The sequence below is a fragment of the Luteimicrobium subarcticum genome (assembly GCF_002798015.1).
In the GTDB taxonomy this organism is placed as follows: domain Bacteria; phylum Actinomycetota; class Actinomycetes; order Actinomycetales; family Cellulomonadaceae; genus Luteimicrobium; species Luteimicrobium subarcticum.
On the sequence record NZ_PGTZ01000006.1, the window covers coordinates 318,560 to 344,879 of the forward strand.

Annotated in this window: 26 protein-coding genes; 8 read left to right on the forward strand and 18 right to left on the reverse strand. The window is 72.5% G+C overall.

The window, feature by feature from the left end; all coding sequences use genetic code 11:
- Nucleotide 1 precedes the first annotated feature (1 nt).
- The 6 genes from CLV34_RS02130 to CLV34_RS02155 form a co-directional block, all read right to left on the reverse strand.
- Nucleotides 2–1,300, reverse strand: a complete 1,299-nt coding sequence (locus CLV34_RS02130; protein ID WP_100348597.1) for an ABC transporter permease — start codon at nucleotides 1,298–1,300, stop codon at nucleotides 2–4.
- Nucleotides 1,297–2,541, reverse strand: a complete 1,245-nt coding sequence (locus CLV34_RS02135; protein WP_100348598.1) for an ABC transporter permease — start codon at nucleotides 2,539–2,541, stop codon at nucleotides 1,297–1,299. Before CLV34_RS02135 ends, CLV34_RS02130 begins: the two co-directional genes overlap by 4 nt.
- Nucleotides 2,538–4,106 (reverse strand): ABC transporter ATP-binding protein, encoded by a 1,569-nt coding sequence (locus CLV34_RS02140; RefSeq protein WP_100348599.1) that lies wholly within the window; start codon nucleotides 4,104–4,106, stop codon nucleotides 2,538–2,540. The genes CLV34_RS02135 and CLV34_RS02140 overlap by 4 nt, the downstream gene beginning before the upstream one ends.
- A gap of 142 nt (nucleotides 4,107–4,248) precedes the next feature.
- Nucleotides 4,249–5,355 carry a BMP family lipoprotein gene (locus tag CLV34_RS02145; RefSeq protein WP_100348600.1) on the reverse strand — a complete coding sequence of 369 codons (1,107 nt, stop codon included), beginning with the start codon at nucleotides 5,353–5,355 and terminating at the stop codon, nucleotides 4,249–4,251.
- A 192-nt stretch (nucleotides 5,356–5,547) separates the two neighbouring features.
- Complete coding sequence (locus tag CLV34_RS02150; RefSeq protein WP_245858991.1) at nucleotides 5,548–6,741, reverse strand: amidohydrolase; 1,194 nt, start codon at nucleotides 6,739–6,741, stop codon at nucleotides 5,548–5,550.
- 32 nt (nucleotides 6,742–6,773) lie between these two features.
- The gene (locus tag CLV34_RS02155) at nucleotides 6,774–7,898 is read right to left on the reverse strand and encodes a mannose-1-phosphate guanylyltransferase (protein ID WP_100348602.1); all 1,125 of its coding nucleotides are present in this window, start codon (nucleotides 7,896–7,898) and stop codon (nucleotides 6,774–6,776) included.
- Nucleotides 7,899–8,170: 272 nt separating this feature from the next.
- Between CLV34_RS02155 and sdhC the strand changes: the two genes are divergently transcribed.
- The 4 genes from sdhC to CLV34_RS02175 all read left to right on the forward strand — a co-directional run bounded on the left by sdhC (nucleotide 8,171) and on the right by CLV34_RS02175 (nucleotide 11,741).
- Nucleotides 8,171–8,551, forward strand: coding sequence for a succinate dehydrogenase, cytochrome b556 subunit (gene sdhC, locus CLV34_RS02160; protein ID WP_100348603.1), 381 nt, complete (start codon nucleotides 8,171–8,173; stop codon nucleotides 8,549–8,551).
- Nucleotides 8,551–9,027, forward strand: coding sequence for a succinate dehydrogenase, hydrophobic membrane anchor protein (gene sdhD / locus CLV34_RS02165; RefSeq protein WP_100348604.1), 477 nt, complete (start codon nucleotides 8,551–8,553; stop codon nucleotides 9,025–9,027). Before sdhC ends, sdhD begins: the two co-directional genes overlap by 1 nt.
- A 93-nt stretch (nucleotides 9,028–9,120) precedes the next feature.
- Nucleotides 9,121–10,965 (forward strand): succinate dehydrogenase flavoprotein subunit, encoded by a 1,845-nt coding sequence (gene sdhA, locus CLV34_RS02170; RefSeq protein ID WP_100348605.1) that lies wholly within the window; start codon nucleotides 9,121–9,123, stop codon nucleotides 10,963–10,965.
- Nucleotides 10,965–11,741 carry a succinate dehydrogenase iron-sulfur subunit gene (locus CLV34_RS02175; protein WP_100348606.1) on the forward strand — a complete coding sequence of 259 codons (777 nt, stop codon included), beginning with the start codon at nucleotides 10,965–10,967 and terminating at the stop codon, nucleotides 11,739–11,741. The genes sdhA and CLV34_RS02175 overlap by 1 nt, the downstream gene beginning before the upstream one ends.
- Here CLV34_RS02175 and CLV34_RS02180 read toward each other — a convergent pair.
- The 4 genes from CLV34_RS02180 to CLV34_RS02195 all read right to left on the reverse strand — a co-directional run bounded on the left by CLV34_RS02180 (nucleotide 11,725) and on the right by CLV34_RS02195 (nucleotide 15,186).
- A complete protein-coding gene (locus CLV34_RS02180; protein WP_100348607.1) occupies nucleotides 11,725–13,038 on the reverse strand; it encodes a YihY/virulence factor BrkB family protein in 1,314 nt (437 codons plus the stop codon). The genes CLV34_RS02175 and CLV34_RS02180 overlap by 17 nt on opposite strands.
- A 45-nt stretch (nucleotides 13,039–13,083) precedes the next feature.
- Nucleotides 13,084–13,632: a 2'-5' RNA ligase family protein gene (locus tag CLV34_RS02185; RefSeq protein ID WP_100348608.1), complete on the reverse strand. Its 549-nt coding sequence runs from the start codon at nucleotides 13,630–13,632 to the stop codon at nucleotides 13,084–13,086.
- Nucleotides 13,629–14,666, reverse strand: coding sequence for a tryptophan--tRNA ligase (gene trpS, locus CLV34_RS02190; RefSeq protein WP_100348609.1), 1,038 nt, complete (start codon nucleotides 14,664–14,666; stop codon nucleotides 13,629–13,631). The genes CLV34_RS02185 and trpS overlap by 4 nt, the downstream gene beginning before the upstream one ends.
- 103 nt (nucleotides 14,667–14,769) lie before the next feature.
- Nucleotides 14,770–15,186, reverse strand: a complete 417-nt coding sequence (locus CLV34_RS02195; protein WP_157803660.1) for a twin-arginine translocase TatA/TatE family subunit — start codon at nucleotides 15,184–15,186, stop codon at nucleotides 14,770–14,772.
- Here CLV34_RS02195 and CLV34_RS02200 point away from each other — a divergent pair.
- Nucleotides 15,176–15,964 (forward strand): O-methyltransferase, encoded by a 789-nt coding sequence (locus CLV34_RS02200; protein WP_100348610.1) that lies wholly within the window; start codon nucleotides 15,176–15,178, stop codon nucleotides 15,962–15,964. The genes CLV34_RS02195 and CLV34_RS02200 overlap by 11 nt on opposite strands.
- Before the next feature lie 87 nt (nucleotides 15,965–16,051).
- On the opposite strand, the gene CLV34_RS02205 is transcribed toward CLV34_RS02200, so the two are convergent.
- The 5 genes from CLV34_RS02205 to dapE form a co-directional block, all read right to left on the reverse strand.
- Nucleotides 16,052–16,219, reverse strand: a complete 168-nt coding sequence (locus tag CLV34_RS02205) for a DUF3117 domain-containing protein (protein WP_100348611.1) — start codon at nucleotides 16,217–16,219, stop codon at nucleotides 16,052–16,054.
- 166 nt (nucleotides 16,220–16,385) lie between these two features.
- The gene (locus CLV34_RS02210; protein ID WP_100348612.1) at nucleotides 16,386–17,708 is read right to left on the reverse strand and encodes a hypothetical protein; all 1,323 of its coding nucleotides are present in this window, start codon (nucleotides 17,706–17,708) and stop codon (nucleotides 16,386–16,388) included.
- Entirely contained in the window at nucleotides 17,708–18,646 is a 939-nt protein-coding gene (gene folP, locus CLV34_RS02215) for a dihydropteroate synthase (RefSeq protein ID WP_245858902.1), read from the reverse strand. Before folP ends, CLV34_RS02210 begins: the two co-directional genes overlap by 1 nt.
- Complete coding sequence (locus CLV34_RS02220; RefSeq protein ID WP_100348613.1) at nucleotides 18,643–19,473, reverse strand: LOG family protein; 831 nt, start codon at nucleotides 19,471–19,473, stop codon at nucleotides 18,643–18,645. Before CLV34_RS02220 ends, folP begins: the two co-directional genes overlap by 4 nt.
- Complete coding sequence (gene dapE / locus CLV34_RS02225; RefSeq protein WP_425436163.1) at nucleotides 19,470–20,624, reverse strand: succinyl-diaminopimelate desuccinylase; 1,155 nt, start codon at nucleotides 20,622–20,624, stop codon at nucleotides 19,470–19,472. Before dapE ends, CLV34_RS02220 begins: the two co-directional genes overlap by 4 nt.
- A gap of 69 nt (nucleotides 20,625–20,693) precedes the next feature.
- Here dapE and dapD point away from each other — a divergent pair, with 69 nt between their 5' ends.
- Both dapD and CLV34_RS16245 read left to right on the forward strand, forming a co-directional pair.
- Nucleotides 20,694–21,680: a 2,3,4,5-tetrahydropyridine-2,6-dicarboxylate N-succinyltransferase gene (gene dapD, locus CLV34_RS02230; RefSeq protein WP_100348614.1), complete on the forward strand. Its 987-nt coding sequence runs from the start codon at nucleotides 20,694–20,696 to the stop codon at nucleotides 21,678–21,680.
- Nucleotides 21,681–21,837: 157 nt separating this feature from the next.
- Entirely contained in the window at nucleotides 21,838–22,722 is an 885-nt protein-coding gene (locus CLV34_RS16245) for a hypothetical protein (protein ID WP_170044581.1), read from the forward strand.
- 102 nt (nucleotides 22,723–22,824) lie between these two features.
- Here CLV34_RS16245 and CLV34_RS02240 read toward each other — a convergent pair whose 3' ends face one another.
- The 3 genes from CLV34_RS02240 to fdxA form a co-directional block, all read right to left on the reverse strand.
- Nucleotides 22,825–24,120, reverse strand: a complete 1,296-nt coding sequence (locus CLV34_RS02240; RefSeq protein WP_100348615.1) for a citrate synthase — start codon at nucleotides 24,118–24,120, stop codon at nucleotides 22,825–22,827.
- Nucleotides 24,121–24,421: 301 nt separating this feature from the next.
- Entirely contained in the window at nucleotides 24,422–25,546 is a 1,125-nt protein-coding gene (gene dapC / locus CLV34_RS02245; protein WP_100348616.1) for a succinyldiaminopimelate transaminase, read from the reverse strand.
- A gap of 9 nt (nucleotides 25,547–25,555) precedes the next feature.
- Nucleotides 25,556–25,873: a ferredoxin gene (fdxA, locus tag CLV34_RS02250; protein ID WP_100348617.1), complete on the reverse strand. Its 318-nt coding sequence runs from the start codon at nucleotides 25,871–25,873 to the stop codon at nucleotides 25,556–25,558.
- 79 nt (nucleotides 25,874–25,952) lie between these two features.
- Between fdxA and CLV34_RS02255 the strand changes: the two genes are divergently transcribed.
- Nucleotides 25,953–26,309, forward strand: coding sequence for a hypothetical protein (locus tag CLV34_RS02255; RefSeq protein ID WP_245858905.1), 357 nt, complete (start codon nucleotides 25,953–25,955; stop codon nucleotides 26,307–26,309).
- The last annotated feature ends 11 nt before the right edge of the window (nucleotides 26,310–26,320 follow it).

Consider the following 26,320-nt stretch of genomic DNA (forward strand, 5'->3'; position numbering starts at 1 on the left):
CTCAGCCCTTGACGTACGGGACGCCTGCAGCGGCCGGTCCGCGCACGCGTCCCACGAACCCGGCGACCGCGAAGATCGTCAGGACGTACGGGAGCATCAGCAGGAACTGGCTGGGCAGGGGCGTGTCCAGCACGGACAGCACCGAGGCCAGCTTGGACGCGAACCCGAACAGGAGCGCGGCGCCCAGCGACCCGACGGGCGTCCACCGGCCCAGGATCATCGCGGCGAGCGCGATGTAGCCGCGGCCGCCCGACATCTCCGGACCGAACGCCCCGACGTACCCGATGGTGAAGAACGCGCCGCCGAGGCCTGCGGTCGAGGAGCCGGCGACGACGTTGCGCCACCGGGTCCGGTTGACGTCGATGCCGACGGTGTCGGCAGCGGACGGGTGCTCGCCCACCGCGCGCACCCGCAGGCCCCAGCGGGTGCGGAACAGCAGCCAGGTCAGCAGGAAGACGGCCCCGTACAGCAGGTAGACGAGCAGGTTCTGCCGGAAGAACACGGGCCCCACGAGCGGGATCTTCGACACGAGCGGGATGGCGATGGGGTCGAGTCGCGGCGGGCTGTTCAACGTGGACGAGTTCGGCTTGAGCACCGCGTTGAACAGGAAGCTCGTGAGGCCGACGGCGAGCACGTTGAGCACCACGCCCACGATGATCTGGTTGACCGCGTACTTCACGGTGAACAGGGCCAGCAGGAGCCCGAGGAGGTACCCGGCCACGGGTGCGGCGACGAGGCCCGCGTACACGTTCCCGGTGACGGACGCCACGACGGCCGCAGCGAAGGCGCCCACGAGCAGCTGGCCCTCGATCGCGATGTTCACGACGCCGGCGCGCTCGCACAGCAGGCCGCCGAACGCTCCGAACGCGAGGGGCACGGCGAGCAGGAGCGAGCCCTGCAACAGGTCCACCAGGGACGTCGATGAGCCCGCGACGATCCAGACGAGGAACGACGACGCCCACAGCAGCCCGTAGAGCGCGAGGAGCCACCACGGGCTGGTCCGTCCCCGCAGGGCGAGCCAGATCGACCAGGCGGCGAGCGCGACCAGGACGACCCCGAGCGCGATCGTGGTCGGCCGGACCGACACCACCCACGGGTCGAACTGCACGGCGTCGGAGCGCAGGGAGATCGCGAACGTGGACGTCTCGCCGCTCTTCGCGCCGAAGCCGAACACCCCGAGTGCGACGACGGCGAGGATGCCGAGGAGCACCGGGATGCGCAGCGGCGCGCGGCGCGCCACCGGCGACCCGTTCGCGGCCAGCGGCTCGGCGGGCTTCTGCGCGGGGGCCAGGGCGGTCATGCGGCACTCTTCTCGACGAGCCGGGGCTCCGGCAGACGGAACACGCCGCGGACGAGACCTGGGGCGGCGATGAACAGGACGACCAGGGCCTGCAGCACGAGGACGATGTCGATCGGCGTCCCGGTCGCGACCTCCATGAACTGCCCCCCGCGGGTCAGGCCGCCGTACAGGAGACCGGCGAACACGATGCCGAGCGGCCTGGACCGCCCCAGCAGGGCGACGGTGATGGCGTCGAAGCCGATGGACCCGGCGACGCCGTCGGTGAGCGCCTTGGAGGTGCCGAGGAGCTGCACCGCCCCGGCGAGACCGGCGAGGGCGCCCGAGATGAGCATCACGTAGGTCGTCATCCGGGGCACGCTGATGCCCGCCGTCCGTGAGGCCCTCGGGTTGGAGCCGACCGCACGCAGCTGGAACCCGAGCCGTGAGCGCGACATGAGCCACCAGACGACGACGGCGCCCAGCAGCGCGACGACGAACCCCCACGTGACGTCGTACCGGTCGCCGAACAGCGGCGGGAGCTGCGCCGAGTCGTCGACCGCGGGGCTCTTGGGCTCGTTCGAGCCGGGCACCTGGAACGCGGTGGTCGTGAGCAGCCACGCGAGCAGGTACGTCGCGACGTAGTTGAGCATGATCGTCACGATGACCTCGTGTGCACCGGTCCGGGCCTTGAGGAGGCCCGCGATCCCACCCCAGACGGCGCCCGCCGCGATGCCTCCGGCGAGCGCGAGCGGCAGGTGCACCACGGCGGGCAGGTGGTAGGTGAACCCGATGTACGCGGCGACCGTCGCGCCGACCGTCACCTGGCCCTGCGCACCGATGTTGAACAGGCCGGCGCGGAACGCCACCGCGACCGCGAGCGCTGCCACGATCAGCGGGCTGGCCTGGGCCATCGTCCCCGCGAGCGGCTTGAGCGCGTCGGCGACGGTGTAGGCCTCGAAGTTGATCACGGAGCCCCGGAAGAGGGCCGAGTACGCGCTCCAGATCGCGTCCCAGGCGGCGCTGAACAGGTCCCCGGGCCGGCTGAAGAAGTACGAGGCGGCGTCGTCGACGTCCTCGTCCACGGCCGCGATGAGGACCGCGCCGATGACGAAGGCGAGGACGAACGACAGCACGGTGACGCCGAACCCACCGGTGGCGACGCGACGGAGCCACGAGGAGGCTTGCTCCTCGCTGCTCGGCTCGTCCCGTGGCGGGGTGGGCGGCGGTGCGGCCGCGACGTCTCCGACGAGCTCGTCGCTCACGGCTGGTCTCCTTCCTCGATGAGGGTCTCCACGGTGGGGTGATCTTCGGCCTGACGCTGCGCCTCGTCGAGCGGGACGCCCGCCATCATGAGCCCGAGCACGTCGCGCGGGGTGTCGCCCGGCACGATGCCGACGACCTTGCCCCGGTACATCACGGCGACCCGGTCGGCGAGCGCGGCGACCTCCTCGAGCTCGGTCGAGACGATCAGCACCGCCGTCCCCTGGTCGCGCTCGGCGACGATCCGGCGGTGCAGGAACTCGATCGAGCCGACGTCCACGCCGCGCGTGGGCTGGCTGGCGATGAACAGGCGCAGCGGGCGTGACAGCTCGCGGGCGACGACGACCTTCTGCTGGTTGCCGCCGGAGAGCTTGCCGGCCGCCTGGCCGGGCCCCTGCGTCCGGATGTCGTACTCGGCGATCCGCTCGCGGGCGTTGGCGCCGATCGCGGCGAGGTCGAGGGCGAGCCCGTGCCGGAACCGGGTGTCGTGCACCAGGTCGAGCACGAGGTTCTCGGCCACGGTGAAGTCGGCGACCAGCCCGTCCTCGGTGCGGTCCTCCGGGACGAAGCCCACCCCGGCGTCGAGGACGTCCCGCACGGAGCGGCCGAGGAGCTCGGTGCCGTCGAGCCGGACCGACCCGGCGACCGCGGACCGCACGCCCAGGACGGTCTCCACGAGCTCGGTCTGGCCGTTGCCCTGCACGCCCGCGACGGCGACGATCTCGCCGCGCGCGACGCTCAGGTCGACGCCGTCCACCACCCGGGTGCCGAGCGCGTCGACGACGGTGAGGTCGTCGATCTCGAGTGCGACGTCTCCGACCTGCGGGGGCGCCTTGTCGACCTGGAGCGAGACGTCGCGCCCGACCATCATGGCGGCGAGATCGTTCTCGGCGGCCGTCGGTTCGGCCGTCCCGACGATGCGGCCACGGCGCACGACGGTGATGACGTCGGCCACGGCCCGCACCTCGCGCAGCTTGTGCGTGATGAAGACGATCGACGTCCCGGCGTCCCGGAGCTGGCGCATGATCTCGATCAGCTCGTCGGTCTCCTGCGGCGTGAGGACCGCGGTGGGCTCGTCGAGGATGAGGACCTTGGCGTCACGGGCGAGCGCCTTGACGATCTCGACGCGCTGCTGGACGCCGACCGGGAGGTCCTCGACGACGGCGTCGGGGTCGAGGTCGAACCCGAACCGGTGGGCGACGTCGCGTACCAGCGTTCGCGCGGACTCCAGGTCGAGCGAACCGCCGCGCCGCGTGGGCTCGTGGCCCAGCATGACGTTCTCGGCCACGGTGAAGACGGGGACCAGCATGAAGTGCTGGTGCACCATGCCGATACCGGCGGCGAGGGCGTCGCCCGGGCTGGTGAAGCGCACGGGCTCGTCGTCGACGACGATCTCGCCCTCGTCGGGCCGGTACAGCCCGAACAGCACGTTCATGAGGGTCGACTTGCCCGCACCGTTCTCGCCGAGCAGCGCGTGGATCTGGCCGGGTTCGACCACCAGGTCGATGTGGTCGTTCGCGACGAGCGCGCCGAACCGCTTGGTGATGCCGCGGAGCTCGAGCTGCACTGACCGTCCTCCTTCGTGGCGTGGCCCGCTGGTCACGCTAGTGCGGGTCCCCGTGCCGTGCATGCGGCGCGGTCGGGTCGACGCGGCGACGGCGGGCCGGGCTCGCGCCCGACCCGCCGTCACGCGTCCGTCGTCGGCAGCGTCAGCTACCGGACTTCGGGGAGCCGTCGGACTGCACGACGATCTTGCCGGAGATGATGTCCTGCTGGAGCTGCGTCACCTCGTCCTGCAGGTCCTGCGGGATCTTCGACGCGAAGTCGTGGTACGGCGCGAGGCCGACGCCCTTGTTCTCGAGCGTGCCGACGTACGGCGTGTTGTCGAACGAGCCGTTGGCCGTGTCCGTGACGACCGAGTCGACCGCGGTGCTGATCTCCTTCATGACCGACGTCATGATGAGCGACGTCGCGTCGGGGTTGGTCAGGGTGCCGTCCGAGTCGACCCAGATGACGGACACGTCGCCCGCGTCCTTCGCGGCGGTGAGTGCGTCCACCCCGGCGCCGCCCGCGACGGGCAGGATGATGTCCGCGTTCTTCGAGTCGATCAGGGTGTCGGCGTTGGACTTGCCCGAACCCGCGTCGAAGGGGTGGTCACCACCGTCGAACAGACCCTTCTGGGTCTCCTTGTTCCAGCCCTCGACCTTGACGCTCTTGCCCTTGACCTCGTTGTACTTCGCGACGCCGTCCGCGAAACCGTCCATGAAGACGGTGACCGTCGGGATCTGCAGACCGCCGAAGGTCCCGACGACGCCCGTCTTGGTCATGCCGGCGGCGAGGTATCCGGCGAGGAAGGCCGCCTGCGCGGTGTCGAACTGGATCGACTTCACGTTGTCGAGGTCGAGAGCCTTGCCCTTGGCGTCCGTGGCCGGGGAGTCGACGATCGCGAACTTGGTGTCGGGGCTCTTCTGCGCCGCGTCGCCCGTCGCCGTCGCGAGCTTGAAGCCCACCGTGACGATGATGTTGCAGTTCTGCGACTGCAGGTTCGAGATGTTCGTCGCGTACTGGTCGTCGGCCTTCGACTCGGCCTGCGCGGTCTGGATGCCCAGCTCCTTCTGCGCGTCGAGCAGCCCGTTGTACGCCGACTCGTTGAAGGACTTGTCGTTGAAGCCGCCCGAGTCGGACACCACGCAGCCCTTGAAGTCGGACTTCCCGCCGGCGGTGGTGCTGCCACCCTCGTCCGGCGCCTGGCCGCACGCGGCGAGCGCCAGGGCGGCCGCGGCTCCGATCACTCCGGCACGCATCACGTTCTTCACGTCAACCCCTCACATCGGTCCGTCGCCCCAGGACCCGGGCGGCCGCTGACGGGTTTCGCCGCGGTCCTGCCCATGGCGCTCGCACGTCGTCGGGCGAGCGGCCTGGGGTCGCTGCCTCGAACCCTAACCGGGCGTACGGGTCCGGCACGTTACCAGCGGGTAACACAGCCCGTCCGTGATCGAAGCGTGACCTCAGAGGGTCGCGACGCGCGCCAGGAGCGACGCACCGACCGCGATCGCGCGCTCGTCGACCTCGAGGTCGCCCTGGTGGATGTCGAACGTCCGACCGCCCGGTGTCCGCGTGCCGAGCCGGGCCATCGCCCCCGGCACCTTCGTGAGGTACCAGGCGAAGTCCTCCCCGCCGAGCGACTGCTCGGTCAGGAGGACCGCGTCCTCGCCCTGCTGGTCGCGGGCCGCGCGCTCCAGGAGCGTCGTCGACAGCTCGTCGTTGTCGACGGGCGGCACCCCGCGCACGTGCTCGAGGTGCACCTCGACGTCGTACGGCGCGACGACCTGGTGGACGGCCTCGTCGAGGACCTCGCCCGCCCGCTCCCACGCGCGCACGTCGAGGCAGCGCATCGTCCCGGCGAGCGTGCCCGTGCCCGGGATCGCGTTGTGCGCGAGCCCGGCGTGCACCGCGCCCCACGTGAGGTTGACCCCCGACCGCGGGTCGAGCCGACGCCCGAGGACCGCCGGCACCTGCGTGATGACCTGGCCCAGCGCGTACACGACGTCGCCCGTGAGGTGCGGCCGCGACGTGTGCCCACCGGGCGACGTGAGCGTCACCGTGATCGAGTCCGACGCCGACGTGATCGGGCCGATGCGCGTGCCGATCTGTCCGACGTCGATCTTCGGCTCGGCGTGCACGGCGAACACGCGCTCCACCCCGTCCAGGCCGCCCTGTGCCATGACGTCGAGCGACCCGCCCGGCTGGACCTCCTCGGCCGGCTGGAAGATCAGCCGAACGGGGCGCCGCAGCAGCCCCTCCTCGTGCAGGCGCGCCAGCACGAGGCCGGCGCCCAGCACGACGGTGGTGTGCACGTCGTGCCCGCACGCGTGCGCCAGCCCCTCGACCGTCGACGCGTGCGGCAGGCCGCAGCGGTCCTCGAGCGGCAGCGCGTCGAGATCCGCCCGCAGCCCGACGGCCGGGACGTCGTCGCCGAACGCGTGCTCGCCCGTCCGGCCGACGTCGCACACGAGGCCCGAGCCGTCCAGCAGCCGCGGCTCCAGACCGGCCTCGCGCAGCCGGTCGGCCACCCGACCCGTCGTCCGGACCTCCGCACGCGCCAGCTCCGGGTGTGCGTGCAGGTCGCGCCGGAACGCCACGAGCTCGGCCTCGAGCTCCGCCACCAGCGACCGCACCCGGCCCGGCACGCCCGCGTCCACCGGGTGCGCCGCGGGGTTCGCCTTCTCGCCGCTCACAGGAGGTCGTCCTCTCCGCGCTCGCGCAGCGCCGCGACGATGTCCTTGACCTGCTGCGCCCGCGCGCGCGTCGTCACGAGGAGCGCGTCGGGCGTGTCCACCACGACCACGTCGTCGAGACCCAGCACCGCGACCGTGCGGCCCGACGCCGGCACGAGCACCGAGCCCGCGCTCTCGACCCGGATCACCGCGGACGTGTCGCCGAGGATCTTCGTCCCGCTGCCGTCGACCGACGGCAGCAGCGCCGCCAGCGAGTTGAAGTCGCCGACGTCGTCCCAGCCGAAGACGCCCGGCACGACCGCCACACCGCCCTCGGCGGCGACCGGCTCGGCGATCGCGTGGTCGATCGCGATCTTCTCCAGACCCGGCCACGTGTCGGCGAGGACGCGCGCACGTGCGTCGGCACCGGTGTCCCACGAGGCCGCGATGCGGCGCAGGCCGTCGTGCAGCGCGGGCCGCAGCCGCGCGAGGTGGTCGAGGAGCACCGACGTGCGGACCACGAACATCCCGGCGTTCCACCGGTACTCGCCCGTGGCGAGGTAGGCGCTCGCCGTCGCGGCGTCGGGCTTCTCGGTGAAGCCGACGGCGTGCAGGGCCGACGGCGCGCCGTCGACGCCCAGACCGGCCCCCGAGCGCACGTACCCGAAGGCCGTCGACGGTCGTGACGCCGCGATGCCGACCGTGACGACGTAGCCCGCACGGGCGGCGACGACGGCCTCGCGGACCGCCTGCTCGAAGCCGTCCCGGCCCGAGATCACCTGGTCGGCGGCGAACGAGCCGATGACGACGTCGCCGTGGCGCTCCTGCAGGATCGCCGCGGCGAGCCCGATCGCGGCCATCGAGTCGCGCGGCGAGGGCTCGGCCACGAGGGCCTCGTCCGCCAGGCCGAGCTGCTCGCGTGCCGCGTCGACGTGCGCGGCACCCGTGACGAGGACGACGCCGTCCTCGCCCGCGAGCGGGACGAGCCGGTCCACGGTCGCCTGCAGCAGCGACCGGCCGGAGCCGGTGAGGTCGTGCAGGAACTTCGGGCTCGCGGCCCGGGACACCGGCCACAGGCGGGTCCCGGAGCCGCCGGCGGGGACGACGGCGTAGAAGTCGGCGATGGGCTCGGGCTCTGGCATGCTCCGAGCATAGTGACGGCGAACCTGTGGGATCAGTCACAAACCCCCCGCACCAGGCGCCGATTGCGGCGTCCGACCTGTCGCGGTGTCATTACAGTGGGGGCCAGTGGGGTGACGCAGGTGGGTGCTGTCCCGCCCGAGTCACCGGCCTGACACGGGTCGCCGCGGACGCAGACGTCGCGGTGGCCGGTGCCCGACCGGGCAGCCTGTCGTCGCTCCGCGGGCGTATCCCCCGAGCGTCCGGACAACACTTCGCCACAGGAGGCCCTCAAGTGCCCAGCGCACCTGCAGGCACGCTGTACCGCGGCCGTGAAGGCATGTGGTCCTGGGTCGCGCACCGCGTGACCGGCGTGCTGATCTTCTTCTTCCTGCTCGTGCACGTGCTCGACACGTCGCTCGTGCTGGTCTCGCCCGAGTCGTACAACGACGTCATCGGGACGTACAAGAACCCGATCATGGGCCTGGGAGAGGCGGGCCTCGTGGCCGCCGTCGTGCTCCACGCCTTCAACGGCATCCGGATCATCCTGGTGGACTTCTGGGCCAAGGGCGCGAAGTACCAGCGGGTCATGCTGTGGATCGTCATCGGTCTTTTCGTCGTCACGATGGCCGGCTTCCTGCCTCGCCACCTCATGAACGTGTTCGGAGCGCACTGATGGCCACCACCGAGACCGGCGCCCCCGCGAGCCCCACCATCAGCGCGCCGCGCGACCCGTACAAGCGCCGCAAGACCACGCGCGGCAACTACGAGCTCTACAGCTGGGTGTTCATGCGCGCGTCCGGCGTGCTGCTCCTGGTCCTGGTGTTCGGCCACCTGTTCGTCAACCTCATGACGGGCGACGGCGTGCACCAGATCGACTTCGCCTTCGTGGCGGGCAAGTGGGCGTCGCCGTTCTGGAAGACCTGGGACCTGCTGATGCTCTGGCTCGCGATGATCCACGGCACCAACGGCGTGCGCACCGTGGTCAACGACTACGCGTCGCGCGACGGCGTGCGGATCACGCTCAAGGTCCTGCTCTACGTCGCGGCGGTCGTGACGATCGCCCTCGGCACGCTGGTGATCTTCACGTTCGACCCCTGCATCTCCGGCGGCGACACCGACCTGCTCCCGGCGTTCTGCTTCGCGAGCTGACGGCGGCGCCGCCAGCGACCGGCAGAGCCCGACAGCACACCAGTCCAGCAGGACACCCCCCAAGACTGCTCCTCTAAGGAGGCATCGAACCCGATGCAGACCCATCAGTACGACGTCGTCATCGTCGGCGCGGGCGGCGCCGGCATGCGCGCAGCGCTCGAGGCGTCCGGCCGCGCCCGCACGGCCGTCATCTCCAAGCTCTACCCCACCCGCTCCCACACCGGCGCCGCCCAGGGCGGCATGTGCGCCGCCCTCGCGAACGTCGAGGAGGACAACTGGGAGTGGCACACGTTCGACACCGTCAAGGGCGGTGACTACCTCGTCGACCAGGACGCCGCGGAGATCATGGCCAAGGAGGCCATCGACGCCGTCCTCGACCTCGAGCACATGGGCCTGCCGTTCAACCGCACGCCCGAGGGCCGCATCGACCAGCGCCGCTTCGGCGGCCACACCCGCAACCACGGCGAGGCCGCCGTGCGTCGCGCGTGCTACGCCGCGGACCGCACCGGCCACATGATCCTGCAGACGCTCTACCAGAACTGCGTCAAGCAGAACGTGGAGTTCTTCAACGAGTTCTACGTCCTCGACCTCATCTCGGACCACGACCTGTCGACGGGCCACGTGCCCGAGGGCGAGGAGGTCAACGCCACGGGCGTCGTCGCGTACGAGCTGGCCACGGGCGAGATCCACGTCTTCCAGGCGAAGTCGATCGTCTTCGCGACCGGTGGCGCGGGCAAGATCTTCAAGACGACGTCGAACGCCCACACCCTCACGGGTGACGGCATGGCGCTCGCGCTGCGCCGCGGGTTCCCGCTCGAGGACATGGAGTTCTTCCAGTTCCACCCGACCGGTCTCGCGGGCCTCGGCATCCTCCTGTCGGAGGCCGCCCGCGGTGAGGGCGCGATCCTGCGCAACTCCGAGGGCGAGCGGTTCATGGAGCGCTACGCCCCGACCATCAAGGACCTCGCGCCGCGCGACATCGTCGCCCGGTCGATGGCCAACGAGGTGCGCGAGGGCCGCGGCTGCGGACCGAACAAGGACTACGTCCTGCTCGACCTGACGCACCTCGAGCCCGCGCACATCGACGCGAAGCTCCCGGACATCACCGAGTTCGCGCGCACCTACCTCGGCGTCGAGCCGTACACCGAGCCCGTGCCCGTCTACCCCACCGCGCACTACGCGATGGGCGGCATCCCGACGAACGTCACCGCCGAGGTGCTGCGCAACGACACCGACGTGGTCCGCGGCCTGTACGCGGCCGGCGAGGTCGCGTGCGTGTCCGTGCACGGCTCGAACCGCCTGGGCACCAACTCGCTCCTCGACATCAACGTGTTCGGCAAGCGTGCCGGCCGCGCGGCCGCCGAGTACGCCCAGACCGCGGTCTTCCGTGACCTGCCGGAGAACGCGGCCGACGCCGTCGTCGCGCAGCTCGAGGCGATGCGCAACCGTCCCGACGGGGAGCGCGTCGCGGACGTCCGCAAGGCGCTCCAGGAGACGATGGACCGCAACGCCCAGGTGTTCCGCACGGCGGACTCGCTGCGCGAGGCGCTCGACGACGTCCGCGCCCTGCAGAAGCGGTACGCGAACGTGTCGGTCCAGGACAAGGGCCGCCTGTTCAACACGGACCTCCTCGAGGCGCTCGAGCTGGGCTTCCTGCTCGACATCGCCGAGGTGACGGTCGTCGCGGCGCTCAACCGCAAGGAGTCGCGCGGCGGGCACTTCCGGGAGGACTTCCCGACGCGTGACGACGCGAACTACATGAAGCACACGATGATCTACCGCCGCCCCCTGGCGGACCAGGACGGTCAGACCGCCGAGGTGTTCGACGGGTCCGACGAGTACTTCTCGCACGTCGAGGAGTTCGACGACTACAAGGTGGTGCTCGGCTCCAAGCCGGTGACCACGACCCGCTACCAGCCGATGGAGCGCAAGTACTGATGACTGCCCTCGCCGAGAACCCCGCCGACACCGCCGCGCAGCCCGAGGCCGGTGCGATCCCCAGCTTCGAGGTCACGCTGCGCGTGCGCCGGTACCTGCCGGAGTCGGAGCACGGACAGGACTCCTACTGGGACGAGTTCACCGTCACCGCGCACGGCACCGACCGCGTGCTCGACGCGCTCCACAAGGTCAAGTGGGACCAGGACGGCTCGCTGACGTTCCGCCGCTCGTGCGCGCACGGCGTGTGCGGCTCGGACGCGATGCGCATCAACGGCCGCAACCGGCTCGCCTGCAAGACGCTCCTCAAGGACGTCAACCCCGACAAGCCGATCACGGTCGAGCCCATCAAGGGCCTGCCCGTGGTCAAGGACCTCGTGGTCGACATGGAGCCGTTCTTCGCGTCCTACCGCGAGATCATGCCGTTCCTCGTGACGGACGGGCACACCCCCACCAAGGAGCGCCTGCAGTCCGCCGAGCAGCGCGAGCGGTTCGACGACACGACCAAGTGCATCCTGTGCGCCGCGTGCACGAGCTCGTGCCCGGTGTTCTGGAACGACGGTCAGTACTTCGGCCCGGCCGCGATCGTCAACGCGCACCGCTTCATCTTCGACAGCCGGGACGACGGTGCGCAGCAGCGCCTCGAGATCCTCAACGACAAGGAGGGCGTGTGGCGCTGCCGCACGACCTTCAACTGCTCGGAGGCGTGCCCGCGCGGCATCGAGGTCACGAAGGCCATCGCGGAGGTCAAGCGCGCGATGATCACGCGCGCCTTCTGAACCAGCGCGACCAGCGCGACCGGGACGGCCGGTCCTCCCCCGAGGTCTCGGGGCGGGGGCCGGCCGTCCTCGCGCGTGCTGGACGCGTCGCGGCCGTCGCGGCCCTCGCAGGCCTGGTCCGGACCGCCGCCGTCCGGTAGTGCTCCGGCTCGAGCGCCGACGCGGACGCCCGGCGGGCGTGGGTGCGCGGTGCCCGCTCCCGCTCGTCGTCGTGGGGCGCGGGGTACACGTCGGACGCGGGCGGGTCGGCGAGCCACGCCGCGACGAGCAGGAGCACGCGCGCGACGAAGTTCACGAGCAGCAGGATGGTCACCAGGGCGGCGAAGCCGGCGAGGAGGGCGTTCTTCGACGCGCTCCCGACGACGAGGCTGGTCCCGAGGAAGCGCAGCACCCCGAGCACGACCGCGGCCGTCACGGCGGCCCGGAGCGTGTCGGCCCACCCGGCGCGCGAGCCGCCCAGCACCCGCAGCACGTACAGCACGACGAGGACGTCGACGAGCCCGGCGACCACGAGGCCGCCGATGGTGAACAGGGTCGTGACGTCGTCCGGCAGGCTCAGGGTGCGCACGAACCAGCCGGCCGCGGCGGTCGCCATGATGCCGGCCGCGGTCGACGCGAGGAGCGCGACGAGCAGCACGACGAAGCCGCCGAGGTCCCACAGCTTGCCGATCACGAAGTTCACGGGCTGCTGCTGGAGCCCGAGCATCGTCCGGACGGCGCCGCGCAGCGCGCTCATGAACGACAAGGCCGACCACAGCAGCACGAGCACGGCGATCACGCCAGCGAGCGAGCTCGCGGACAGCAGCAGCTGGTCGGGCTTGATGGCACCGTCGCCGTCGCCGGTGTCGATGAGCCCGGGGATCGCCGTGTTGATCTGGTCGAGCAGGCTGTCGCGCAGCCGCTCGTTGCCGCCCAGGACCGCCATGAAGCCGGTGTACCCGATCGCGAGGCCGGCGAACAGCGCGAACAGGGCCGTGTAGGCGAGCCCGCCGCACAGCAGCCCGCCGCGCGACAGGTTGAACCGGGCGAGCGCGCGAGCTCCGCGTGTGGCCTTCCACCAGTCGAAGGTGGCGCTGCCGCGCTGGATCGCCGCCCCGACGAGCCGCGCCACGGGACGCGGGACGGCACCGGGGACCCAGGACGGCGGCGCGGGGCTGCCGCGGTGCCCGCCGAGGGCTTGGCCGAGGTCGTGCGCGGACTCGCGCCACGTGCGCGTCCCTGCGCCCTCGGGCAGCAGCCCGGGCCGTTCGCCGGCCACGCGTCGGTGCCGGTGCTGGGTGCTCGTGCCGCTCGCCACGGCACGACACTAGGTGGCGCGGAGGTCGGACGCGCGCGCCGCGGCTCAGGCGAGGCCGCCACCGAGCGGGAACGCCCGCACGGGTCGCCAGACGCCGTCGTCCCCGTGCTCGAACAGGTGCACGGCCTCGACGGTGAACGACGCCACGAAGCCGTCCAGGTCCGCGGACGCGCGGTCGAGGGCGTCGTCGGGCACCTCGTGCGCGACCGTCACGTGCGGGTGGTACTCGAACCGCAGCGGGACGTCGAGCGGCCCGGTCCGCACGGCCTCCTCGACGCGCACGCAGCCCTCGCTCCCCCGCGCGAGGTCCGCGAACACGACGGGCGACACGGGACGGAAGCTGCCGGGCCCGCGCAGCTCGACGTCGAAGGCCGGGCACGCCGCGGCCGCGGCCGCGAGGTGCGCGACCACGTCGTCGAGCGCGGTCTGCTCGACCACGGTGGGCGGGACGACGGTGATGTGCGGCGGGATGGCGTCGGCCAGCGGGTCGCCCGACCGGCGCCGCGCGTCGACGAGCGACGTCGCGTACGGCTCCGGGACGGCGAGCGAGACGCCGATGCGGACCTGGCTCGCCGACCGGTCGGGCAGGATCACCAGGCCGCTCCCCGTGCCGGCAGCAGCCCCACCTTGTCGTAGACGCGGGCGAGGGTGCCGCGGGCGATCTCGCGGGCGCGGTCCGCGCCCTGCGCGAGGACCGCGTCGAGCTCGTGCGGGTCGGACAGGTACTCGTCGACGCGCGCCTGGAGCGGCGTCAGGAAGTCGACGACGACCTCGGCGAGGTCCACCTTGAGGTGGCCGTACATCTTGCCGTCGTAGTCCTTGACGACCGTCTCGATCGGTCGGCCCGTGAGCGCGGAGAAGATCGTCAGGAGGTTGGACACGCCGGGCTTCGCGACGGGGTCGTACGCGATCTCGGAGCCGTCGTCGGTCACGGCGCCACGGATCTTCTTGGCGGCGGCCTTCGGGTCCTCGAGCAGCCAGATGGTGCCCTTGCCCAGCTCGGTCTTGCTCATCTTGCGGGTCGGGTCCTGGAGGTCCTGGACCTTGGCGAGCGCCCGCACGATGTGCGCCTCGGGCACGACGGCGGTGTCGCCGCCGAAGCGCTGGTTGAGCCGCTCGGCGAGGTCGCGGGTCAGCTCGAGGTGCTGACGCTGGTCCTCGCCCACGGGGACGAGCTCGGCGTCGTACAGCAGGATGTCGGCCGCCATGAGGACCGGGTAGGTGAACAGACCGACCGTGGTGCCGTCCGAGCCCTGCTTGGCCGACTTGTCCTTGAACTGGGTCATGCGGCTCGCCTCGCCGAAGCCCGTGAGGCACGACAGGACCCAGGCGAGCTCGGCGTGCTCCGGGACGTGCGACTGGACGAACAGGGCCGACCGCAACGGGTCGACGCCCGCCGCGAGGTACTGGGCGGCCGTGCGGCGCGTGCGGTCGCGCAGGCGCGCCGGGTCGGGCTGGACGGTCAGCGCGTGGAGGTCGACGACGCAGTACAGCGCGTCGTAGGAGTCCTGCAGCGCGACCCACTGCGTCAGCGCACCCACGTAGTTCCCCAGGGTCAGGGAGTCCTCGGTGGGCTGCATCCCGGAGAGGATGCGCGGGGGGCGGCTTCGCGGCGCGTCGGGGGCCATGCCGCCATTGTGGCAAAGGAGCCCTGCCGAACCGAAACCGGCGGCTGCTGCCGCGGCAGGGGCTGTGAGAGGGGCAGCGCGAGGAAGCGATCCCGCGGGACGCTCAGGTCGCCTCGTCGTCGAACGGCGCCGGGCCGGTCTCGCGGCGCGCGCCCACCGGCACGCCCGCCGCGACCCCGGCACCCGTGACCCCGCTCGCGTTGCGCGGCCGACCGCCGAGCGCCTCCCCCAGGCTGCCGAACGTGCCGTCCAGCGCGGCCTGCGACTCGTCGTCGAGCAGAGCGTCACGGACGATGCGGCGCGGGTCGTAGCGCCGCGGGTCGAGCTTGGTCCAGTCGACGTCGCCGAGCTCGCCGCCCATCTCGGCGTCCACGCGGTCCTTGGTGGATGCGACGAAGCCGCGGAGCCGCTTCACGAGCCCCGCCAGCTGCTCCGCGTACGCCGGCAGCCGCTCGGGGCCGATGACGATCACGGCGACGACGAGGAGGACCAGCATCTCCCCGCCGTTGATGTCGAACACGCACCCAGCCTACCGCCGCGGGCCCCTCCGCCCGGTCGCCGACCGGCTCCCGCCGGGTACGATCGCGGCACGGCACCAGCGGGGCGGAGCCGCACGACAGGCAGCCTGGGAGGCCACCATCGCGTACGACCTGCCGCAGAAGCCGGCCCACACCGACAAGGCGTCGTCCTGGGCGTACGCCGAGGAGTTCGTCGCCGAGGACGACGTCCTCCTGACGGCCCGCGAGGTCGGGGTGGAGATCGGGTGCCGCGCCGTCCAGCCGGGCGCCGGGGCCGTGCTCCGCGTCGCCGCGGCGGCGCTCCAGGCACGTGCTGTCGTCGAGATCGGGACGGGCACCGGGGTCGGTGCGCTGTGGCTGCTGCGCGGCATGCCGGAGGACGGGGTGCTCACGACGATCGACCCGGAGGTCGGCCACCAGCGCGCGGCACGCCAGGTGCTCGCCGCGGCGGGTATCGCGCCCACCCGGCTGCGGGCGATCGCGGGCCGCGCCACCGAGGTGCTGCCGCGGCTCGCGGACGGCGGGTACGACCTGGTCGTGGTGGGCGGCGACCCGGCGCACTACCCCGAGGTCGTCGAGGAGGGGCTGCGCCTGCTGCGGCGCGGCGGGATGCTGGCGGTCGACGCGGCGCTGCTGCACGACCAGGTCGCGAACCCGGCGCGCCGCGACGAGCTCACGACCGTGGTGCGCGAGGTGGGGCGCCGCCTGCGCGACGACGACCGGGTGCTCCCGGCGCTGCTGCCGAGCGGCGACGGGCTGCTGCTCGCCGTCGTGCGCTGAGCCCGCTGCGTGCCCTGAGCCCGCGCCGAGTCACCCGGACACACCCCCGGGCGGGACGCCGTCGGCGCCCCGCCCGGGAGGAAGTGTTCAGGAGACGACGGCCTTGAGGGCCTCGCCCAGCTCGCTCGCCTCGGTCGCGTTCAGCTCGACCACCAGGCGGCCACCGCCCTCGAGCGGAACCCGCATGACGATGCCACGCCCTTCCTTGGTGACCTCGAGAGGTCCGTCACCCGTACGTGGCTTCATCGCTGCCATGAGTGGCACTCCGTTTCGTCGTCGTGTCGAACCGACCCGCCTCGGGCCCGACCTCGCTCGCCCGTCCCTCAGATCGTGGGGAGAAGGTGCGAAAGGTCCGTGACCATTCTAGTTCACGGCTGGCCCCACCTGTGCGAACGCGCGACGACAGGTCGGCGGCCACGGGTCACGGCGCCCAGTCGGACGGCGGGATGAACCGCCACAGCTGCCACACCCACACGGCCTGCAACCACAGGAAGAGCAGCATGAGGCTCGTCATCCAGGCGGTGAAGCGGAACCTCCCACGGACCCAGCCGACCATGATCGCGAGGAGCGGGAACGCGAGGAGCAGGAAGCGCCACGTGGACGTCCACGGGTCGGTCACCAGGACGAGGTAGGCGACGTACGCGGCCCCCCACCCCTGGATCTCGGGGCCGAGGCGGAACGCGACCGGGCTGAGCAGCATCGCGACGACCACGAGCAGGATGCCGGCCAGCACCCACGGACCGTGCTCGTGGAAGATGATCTTCGAGTTGGTGACCCACGGCTCGAAGTACTTCACGGGGCCGGAGCGCCAGGCGGCCTGGGTCGCGAAGTAGGCGTCCGACCGGCCCGTCACCCAGGCGGCGACCTCGAGCCAGAGCAGCCCGGAGACCACGGACGCCACGAACAGGGACACGACGCCCCAGACGTCCCGCCCCGGCAGCGGGTCGGCACCGCGGCGTGCGTGCCACCAGCGCCACAGCCCGTGCCATAGCACGACCGCCGCCATGGGCAGCGCGACCGAGCGGGTGAGCCCCAGCAGGACGACGACCCCGATGGCCCACCAGTACCGGCGCAGGGCCATGAGGTAGAGGGTCCCCGCGATGAGGAGCAGCGCGAGCGACTCGGTGTACGCGGTCTGCATGACGGGCGACGACGGGAAGAAGCTCACGAGGGTCACGGTCGCGAGCGGCAGCGGGGCGCACCGCGCGACCGCACGTGCTCCGCCGACCTGCACGAGCCGGTAGATCACGAGCACCGCCCCTGCGCCCAGCAGGAGGGACAGCGTCGGCGCGATCGTCGTCCAGGCGAGGCCCGTGACGCTCATGAGGAGCTTCACGACGACGGGGAACAGCGGGTAGAACGCCCACGCGTTCTGGTCGACGGTCCCGTCGTCGCGCAGCGGCAGCTCGTGCGGGTAGCCGTCCTCGGCCACCCGCAGGTACCAGGTCGCGTCGAACATCCGACCCACGTAGTCGGCGTACGACGGGTGCTCCCCCGTCCAGCCGTTCGCCGCCTGGTGCTGGGCGACCAGGACGAAGACGACCGCGGAGAACAGCCGCGCGATCGCGTACACGACGAGCACCTGCGCCCACCAGCGCCACCCGCGCGGGCGGACCGTGACGAGCGCCCACCGGTGCAGGCGGTCGGTCAGGCGGTCCGGGCGGTCCTCGGTGGGCGCGTCCGGGACGGACGGCTCCGGCGCGGAAGGCTCCGGCGCTGACTGGTCGACGGCGGTGGTGGTCATCACTCGATCCCTCTGGTGGCCTCGGCGGGCGGTGCGTCACCTCGCACGGCCGCCACCATCTGCAGGACCTCGCGCGTCGCACGCACGTCGTGGGCCCGGAACACGGTGGCGCCGAGCCACGCGGCGACGGCGGTGGACGCGAGCGTACCGCCCAACCGGTCGTCCGCGGCCAGCCCGAGCGTCTCCCCCACGAAGTCCTTGCGGGACAGCGCCATGAGGACGGGGAACCCGAGGCCCGCGACCGCGTCCGTGCGCCGCAGCAGGTGCAGCGAGTGCCACGTGTTCTTGCCGAAGTCGTGCGTGGGGTCGACGAGCACGCTGCGCGGCGGGACGCCGCACGCGACGGCCCGCTCGGCACCCGCACGCAGCGTCGCGAGGACGTCCAGCAGGACGCCGTCGCGGGGGTCCGTGCCCGGGGGCGCGTCGTCGGGCAGCGGGTACGCGACCCGGTAGGGGTCGGTGCGGGGCGTCGCGCCGCCCGTGTGCGAGCACACGACCCCGACGCCGGCGCGGCCCGCGACCTCGACGAGCCGCGGGTCGTGCCCCGCCCACGTGTCGTTGACGAGGTCCGCGCCCGCGTCGATCGCGGCCTCAGCGACCTCCGCGCGCCACGTGTCGACCGACACGAGGAGCTCGGGCAGCTCGCGTCGCACGCGCGCGACGAACGGGACGACGCGCGCGATCTCGTCCGCAGGCGTCACCTCGGGGCCGACGCCCGCGCGCACACCGCCCACGTCGAGGATCGCGGCGCCGTCCTCCAGCGCCTGCTCGGCGGCGCGCACGGCGTCGTCGTCGCCCGCGTGGCGGGCACCCGCCCAGAACGAGTCGGTGGTGCGGTTGACGATCGCCATGACGACGGGCCCGTCCGCGCCCAGCGACCGCCCGCGCAGGACGAGCGGGCCCGCCGCGGGCGGGACGTGCGGGTCGTCCGTGCTCACGTGGCGGACGACTGGGCCTCGGGGCTCGCGGTGGCGAGCTCGGCGTCGGCCGTCACGACGATCCGCACGGCCTCCTCCGGGTCGTCCACGACGTGCAGCAGGTCGAGGTCGTGCGTGCTGATGGTGCCGTGGTCCGCGACCGTGGTGCGCAGCCAGTCGAGCAGCCCGGACCAGTACTCGCGCCCGACGAGCACGATGGGGAACTGGGTGACCTTGCGCGTCTGGACGAGCGTGAGCGACTCGAAGAGCTCGTCGAACGTGCCGAAGCCGCCGGGGAGCACGACGAACCCCTGCGAGTACTTCACGAACATGGTCTTGCGGGCGAAGAAGTAGCGGAAGTTCACGCCGAGCTCGACGTACGGGTTCATGCCCTGCTCGAACGGGAGCTCGATGCCGAGCCCGATGGACACTCCCCCGGCCTCGGAGGCGCCCTTGTTCGCGGCCTCCATGATGCCGGGGCCGCCTCCCGTGATGACGGCGTAGCCCTCGCCGACGAGACCGCGCGCGACGGCCTCCGCCTTCGCGTAGTACGGGTCGTCCGCCTTCGTGCGGGCCGACCCGAACACGGACACGGCACGGCCGACCTCGGCCAGCGCGCCGAAGCCCTCGACGAACTCCGCCTGGATGCGCAGCACGCGCCACGGGTCGGAGTGCACCCAGTCGGCGTCGCCCGCGGACTCCAGCAGCCTCTGGTCGGTGGTCTCGCGCGGCACCTGGCCGCCGCGCAGCAGCACGGGCCCCTTGCGGTGCTCGCGGCGGCCGCCCGACGTCTCCTTGCCGCCCTCCGGAGGCGGTTCCTGCGGCGCACGGTGGCTCACGGTCGTCATGCGTCCTCCCCGGTCAGCCACACGCGCAGCGCGCGGTGGCACAGCTCGATCTCTGCGGCGACGACGTGCTCGTCGTCCTTGTGGGCCAGGAGCGGGTCTCCCGGCCCGAAGTTCACGGCGGGGACGCCGAGCGCCGAGAAGCGCGCGACGTCCGTCCAGCCCTGCTTGGCGGTGGGCTCGGCGGCGCCCGTCGCGGCGAGGATCGCACGGACGAAGTCGCGCGCGACGCCCGTGTCGAGGCCGGGGCGGGCGCCGGGCGCGGCGTCCGTCACCGTGACCTCGAACCCCTCGAAGACCTCACGGACGTGGGCGACGGCGTCCTCGACGCTGCGCGACGGGGCGAACCGGTAGTTGACGGTGACGACGCACCGGTCGGGGACGACGTTGCCGGCGATCCCGCCCGTGATGCCGACCGCGTTGAGGCACTCGCGGTACTCGAGGCCGTCGACGACGAGGTCCTGCGGCTCGTAGGCCGCGAGGCGGGACAGCACCTCGGCGGCGTCGTGGATCGCGTTGTGACCGGTCCAGGCGCGCGCCGAGTGCGCGGCGACGCCGTGCGTGACGACGTCGACGCGCAGCGTGCCCTTGCAGCCGCCCTCGACGCTCCCGGACGTCGGCTCGCCGAGGACGGCGAAGTCGCCCGCGAGCAGGTCGGGGCTGTTCCGCAGCACCCGGCCGAGCCCGTTGAGGTCGCTCGCGACCTCCTCGTGGTCGTAGAAGACCCACGTGAGGTCGTGATCCGGCTCGTGGCCCTCGGTCGCGCCGACCTCGGCGGCCAGCGCGAGGAAGATCGCCGTGCCGCCCTTCATGTCGACGGTGCCGCGTCCCCACAGCTCACGGCCGCCGCCCTCGCCGACGACGCGCACGGGCAGGTTGCCGGCGACCGGCACCGTGTCGAGGTGGCCCGCGAGGACGACGCGGCGCTCGCGCCCCCAGCGGGTCCGCGCCACGACGGTGTCGCCGTCGCGGGTCACGTCGAGGTGCCGCAGCGGGCGCAGGACGCCCTCGACGAGGTCCGCGAGCTCGCGCTCGTTCCCGCTGACGGACTCGACGTCGCAGATCTGGCGCGTGAGCTCGACGACGTCGTGCAGCGCGAGCGTCGGACGGCGGGGGGCGGTCGGCAGGTCGCTCGGAGTGTCGGGCTGGGTCACGCACCGACCCTACCCGGGCGCCCCCCGCCGGGCCCGCAGCGGGCCCGGAGGTCGCTAGGGTTGTCTCCCATGACCGCACGCACCGCCTGGGCCTACGGCCTGGCCACCGTCACGACCCCGGCCGGCTCGACGCAGAGCCCCGCCGCGGGCGCCACGCTCGACGTCTGGTACCCCGCTCCGGCGCTCGGTGAGCGGCCCTCCGACGTGTCCGCCGACTCCGCCCCGGCAGACCTGGTCGACCTCGAGCGCGAGGACGCCGTGCGCGGGGTGCGCACCGAGGTCGTCCTCACCGAGATCGACCTGGACGCGCCGCCGGCGTCCACCGCGGACGCGTACCTGCGCCTGCACCTGCTGTCGCACCGCCTGGTGCAGCCCCACGGGCAGAACCTCGACGGGATCTTCGGCGTCCTGCCGAACGTCGTGTGGACCAGCGCCGGTCCCTGCGCGGTCGAGGGCTTCGAGACCACGCGGCTGCGGCTGCGCGCCGCCCACGGGCACCTCACGGTGCACGGCGTCGACAAGTTCCCCCGCATGGTCGACTACGTGCTGCCGTCGGGCGTGCGCGTCGCGGACGCCGACCGGGTGCGCCTGGGCGCGCACCTCGCGGCCGGCACGACGGTCATGCACGAGGGCTTCGTGAACTACAACGCGGGGACGCTCGGCACCTCGATGGTCGAGGGCCGCATCTCGGCGGGGGTCGTCGTGGGTGACGGCTCCGACATCGGCGGCGGCGCGTCCATCATGGGCACGCTGTCGGGCGGCGGGACGACCGTGGTGTCGATCGGGCGCCGGTCGCTGCTGGGCGCCAACGCCGGCCTGGGCATCCCGCTGGGCGACGACTGCGTGGTCGAGTCGGGCCTGTACGTCACCGCGGGCACGAAGGTCACGCTCGTCGGGCAGCACTCTCCCGACGGCGACACCGTCATCGTCAAGGCGCGCGACCTCGCGGGCCAGGACAACCTGCTCTTCCGCCGCAACTCGGTGACCGGCGGGGTGGAGGCCGTGTCGCGGCTCGGTGCGGGCGTCGAGCTCAACGCCGCCCTGCACGCCAACTGAGGTGCCGTCACCCACAGCACCGCAGGGCACCCCGCAGACGGCGGCACCCGCCGAGCACGTGGTGCGGGCGCACCGTCCGGGGCGTGCCGACGGGGGCGGCCGGTCGCGGCGCCGCAAGCGGCGACGACGCGGCGGCGCGGCCGTCGGTTGTCTCGTGATGACGGGCACGTTCGTCGGGCTGGTCGCGGCGGGCGCCGGGGCGGTCGTCCTGGTCGCGCGGCACTTCCAGCACCCGGCCCCGCTCGTGCTGGGCTGCACGGCGACCGCGGACGACGTGGGGTGGCCGCTCACGCCCGACCAGGCGGACAACGCGGCGACGATCACGGCTGTGACCGTCCGGCGCGGGCTGCCCGCGCGGGCGGCGACGGTCGCGCTCGCGACCGCGCAGCAGGAGTCGAAGCTCCGCAACATCGAGTACGGGGACCGGGACTCCCTCGGCCTGTTCCAGCAGCGTCCGTCGCAGGGCTGGGGCACCGACGCGCAGATCCTCGACCCGGTCCATGCGACGGGTGAGTTCCTCGACCACCTCGTGCAGGTGCCGGACTGGCAGAAGCTCGAGATCACCGTCGCCGCACAGAGGGTGCAGCGTTCGGCCTACCCCCAGGCCTACGCGATCCACGAGGCGTCCGCGCGGGCCTGGGCGTCGGGCCTGACGGGCTGGACTCCCGCCGGGGTGACCTGCACGCTCGCCGCGATCGACGGCGCGGCCCCCGCGGACGGGTCGGAGCCGCTCACCGCGGACGACGTCGCGGACCGTCTCGACCAGGACTACGGGACCCTGCCGCACACGGTCGACACCGCCGCCCGGACAGTCACCGTGGACGCCCGACCGCTCGGCTCGAGCAGCGCCGCGGACGCGCGAGCCGCCTGGTCGGTCGCGTCCTGGGCCGTCGCGACGGCGAGCGCGCAGGACGTCGTGCGGGTCGACGTCGACGGGCAGAGCTGGGTGCGCGGCCAGGAGGGTTGGCACACCGCCGACGACGACGGGTCCGCGGCCGCGGACCCGGGTGCCGGTCGCGTCCGGATCACCGTGGCGCACTGATCCGGGCACCGGGACGTCGGCCGGAAGGGGTCCGCCCGCGAGACGTGAGAGGCGCCCCGCACCATCAGGTGCGGGGCGCCTCTCGTCGTGGTGCGTCTGCGGTCAGCGACCGGAGACCGGGACGTAGTCGCGCTCGGTGGCACCCGTGTAGATCTGGCGCGGGCGACCGATCTTGGTCTGCGGGTCGTTCATCATCTCGCGCCACTGGGCGATCCAGCCGGGCATGCGGCCGAGCGCGAACAGGGGCGTGAACATGGCGGGCTCGAAGCCGAGCGCCTTGTAGATGAGGCCCGTGTAGAAGTCGACGTTCGGGTAGAGCTTGCGCTCGATGAAGTAGTCGTCGTTGAGCGCGATCTCCTCGAGGCGCTTCGCGATGTCGAGCAGCTCGTCGTCCTTGCCGAGGGTGGACAGCACGGCGTCGGCGGACTTCTTCACGATCGCGGCGCGCGGGTCGTAGTTCTTGTAGACCCGGTGGCCGAAGCCCATGAGGCGGACGCCGTCCTCCTTGTTCTTCACCTTGCTCATGAAGGTGTCGACGTCGTACTCGGCGTTCTTGATCTTGTCGAGCATCAGGAGCACGGACTCGTTCGCGCCGCCGTGCAGCGGGCCAGACAGGGCGTTGACGCCGGCCGCGACGGACGCGTAGAGGTTCGCCTGGGCCGAGCCGACGATCCGGACGGTCGACGTGGAGCAGTTCTGCTCGTGGTCGGCGTGCAGGATGAGGAGCTTGTCGAGCGCCTCGACGACGACCGGGTCGGCGTCGTACTGCTCGTACGGGCGCGCGAACGTCATGCGCAGGAAGTCGTCGACGTAGCCGCGCGAGTAGTCCGGGTAGAGCAGCGGCTCGCCGACGCGGCGGCGGTGCAGGTACGAGGTGATCGTGCGGGTCTTCGCGAGCAGGAGGACGGTCGCGAGCTCGACGGTCTCAGGGTCCTGCGGGTCGAGCGACTCGGGGTAGAACGTCGCGAGGGCGTTGACCGCTGAGGCCATGACGGCCATCGGGTGCGCAGCGCGCGGGAAGGTGCCCATGAAGGTGCGGAAGTCCTCGTGCACGAACGTGTGCCGGTTGACGCGCTCGGTGAACGCCTCGAGCGTCGGACCGTCCGGCAGCTCGCCGTGGATGAGCAGGTAGGCGACCTCGAGGAAGGTCGAGCCGTCGGCGAGCTGGTCGATCGGGTAGCCGCGGTAGCGCAGGATGCCCTGGTCGCCGTCGATGTACGTGATCTCCGAGGTGCACGAGGCGGTGTTCATGAAGCCCGGGTCGACCGTCACGAGGCCGGTGTCCTTGAGGAGCGAGGAGACGACGAGACCGTCGTTGCCCTCTGAGGCGCGCACCACCGGCAGCGGTCGCGACGTCCCGTCGACGGTGAGCTCGACGGCAGCAGCGGAGTCGGTCATGACTTCCTTCCTTCGCGCGACACGGCGCGTGGGACGCACGGTGGTTCACAGCAGTTGTTCGGGCCCCGGACACGACCGCACGACGGGCAGCCACGGGACAGCAGGGATCACCGCACCGGTGCGGAGCCTGTCGTCCGACTGTACGCGCACGAATCGGACGTGACCAAGCCCGGACGCTTGCTATACCGACGCTCGACCTGTGGCGCAGATCACACCCGGTCGGTCGTGCTGCGTGCCAGTCGGACGCCGGGGTTGTCCCATGGCGTCATCGGCAGGAGTCAGCCCGACGTCCCAGCGCTGATCAGGCCCCTGACAACCGCGCCGCAGCCTCGGCCACGCGCTCGTCGGACGCGGTGAGCGCGATGCGCACGTGACCTGCGCCGTCGGGCCCGTAGAACGCACCCGGGCCGACGAGGATGCCGAGGCCGGCGAGGTCGCCGAGGGTCTCGAAGCAGTCGGTCGGGCCGCCCGCCGGGCGCGTCCACAGGTACAGACCGGCCTCGGAGTGGTCGACCTCGAGGCCCGCGTCCGCGAGGGCGCGCTGCAGCGTGCTGCGCCGGCGCAGGTACACCGCGCGCTGTGCGGCGACGTGGGCGTCGTCGTCCAGCGCGGCGATCATCGCGGCCTGCACGGGCGCGGGCACGATCATGCCGAGGTGCTTGCGGGTCGCGAGGAGCCGGCCGACGAGCGCGACGTCGCCCGCGACGAACGCGGCGCGGTAGCCCGCGAGGTTCGACTGCTTGGACAGCGAGTAGGCCGCGAGGAGCCCGTCGTGCGACCCGCCACAGACGCGCGGGTCGAGGATGCTCGGGACGCCCTGCGACACCCACGGCTCGGTCCACGGCAGGAGCGCGTAGCACTCGTCGCTCGCCACCACCGCTCCGATCGCACGAGCAGCCTCGACGACGCGGCGCAGCTCGTCGACGTCCGCGACACGGCCCGTCGGGTTGCTCGGCGAGTTCACCCAGACGAGGCGCACGTCGGACCGCGACGACCACTCGTCGACGTCGTCCGTCGCGAGCGGCGTGGCGCCCGCGAGCCGGGCGCCCACGTCGTACGTCGGGTACGCGGTGCGAGGGTGCACGACGACGTCGCCCGGGCCGAGGCCCAGCAGCGACGGGAGCAGGCCGACGAGCTCCTTGGAGCCGATCGTCGGGAGCACGCCGTCGGGGTCGAGCCCCGCAACGCCCCGGGTGCGCGCGAACCAGCCCGCGACGGCCTCCCGCAGGGCGGCCGTGCCGTGCGTCGTCGGGTACCCGTGCGCGTCGGACGCGGCGGCGAGGGCGTCACGGACGACGTCAGGCGTCGGGTCGACCGGGGTGCCGATCGACAGGTCCACGAGACCCCGGGGGTGGGACCGGGCGCGCGCGACGTACTCGCCGAGCGTGTCCCAGGGGTAGGCGTCCTCGAGCGGGTGGAAGCCCATCGGCCGAGGTCAGGCCTGCGGCGGCAGGGCCGCGATCATCGGGTCGTCCTTGTCGATCTGACCCATCTTGGCGGCGCCACCGGGCGAACCGAGGTCGTCGAAGAACTCGACGTTCGCGCGGTAGTAGTCGCTCCACTCCGTGGGGACGTCGTCCTCGTAGTAGATCGCCTCGACGGGGCACACCGGCTCGCACGCACCGCAGTCCACGCACTCGTCCGGGTGGATGTACAGGGAGCGGGAGCCCTCGTAGATGCAGTCCACGGGACACTCCTCGATGCACGCCTTGTCCTTGACGTCGACGCACGGCTGAGCGATCACGTAGGTCACTGCAGATGTCCTTTCGAGGGGAGCCGGAGGGGGTGCCGGACGCCTCTAGTATCGCGCAGAGGAGAGGGAGGTCGACCACATGTCCGAGGGATGGCACCCGGGTCCGGCCGTGGGAGAGGGGTCGGCGCACGCTCCGAGCCCCGTGTGGCGCGCCTGGACGGTCGGCGACCGCGTCGTGGTGCGTCGGCGCCTGGCTCACGCCGACGGCTCCGGGAGCGACGCTGCAGGCGACGCCGAGCACCTGTACACCGACGTGCTCGGCGTGGTCACGGCGGTCGACGACGCCGGCGTGACGGTCCGGCCCGACCCGCCGCGCGCCGCCACGGGCCGCGACCACCGGGCCGACCCGGTGCGGATCGACGCCGGTGACATCGCGCTCGGCAAGCGCGTGCCGCCGCGGCCCGTGCGCCGCAACACGTCCGACACGTCCCGGTAGCGACAGCGCCG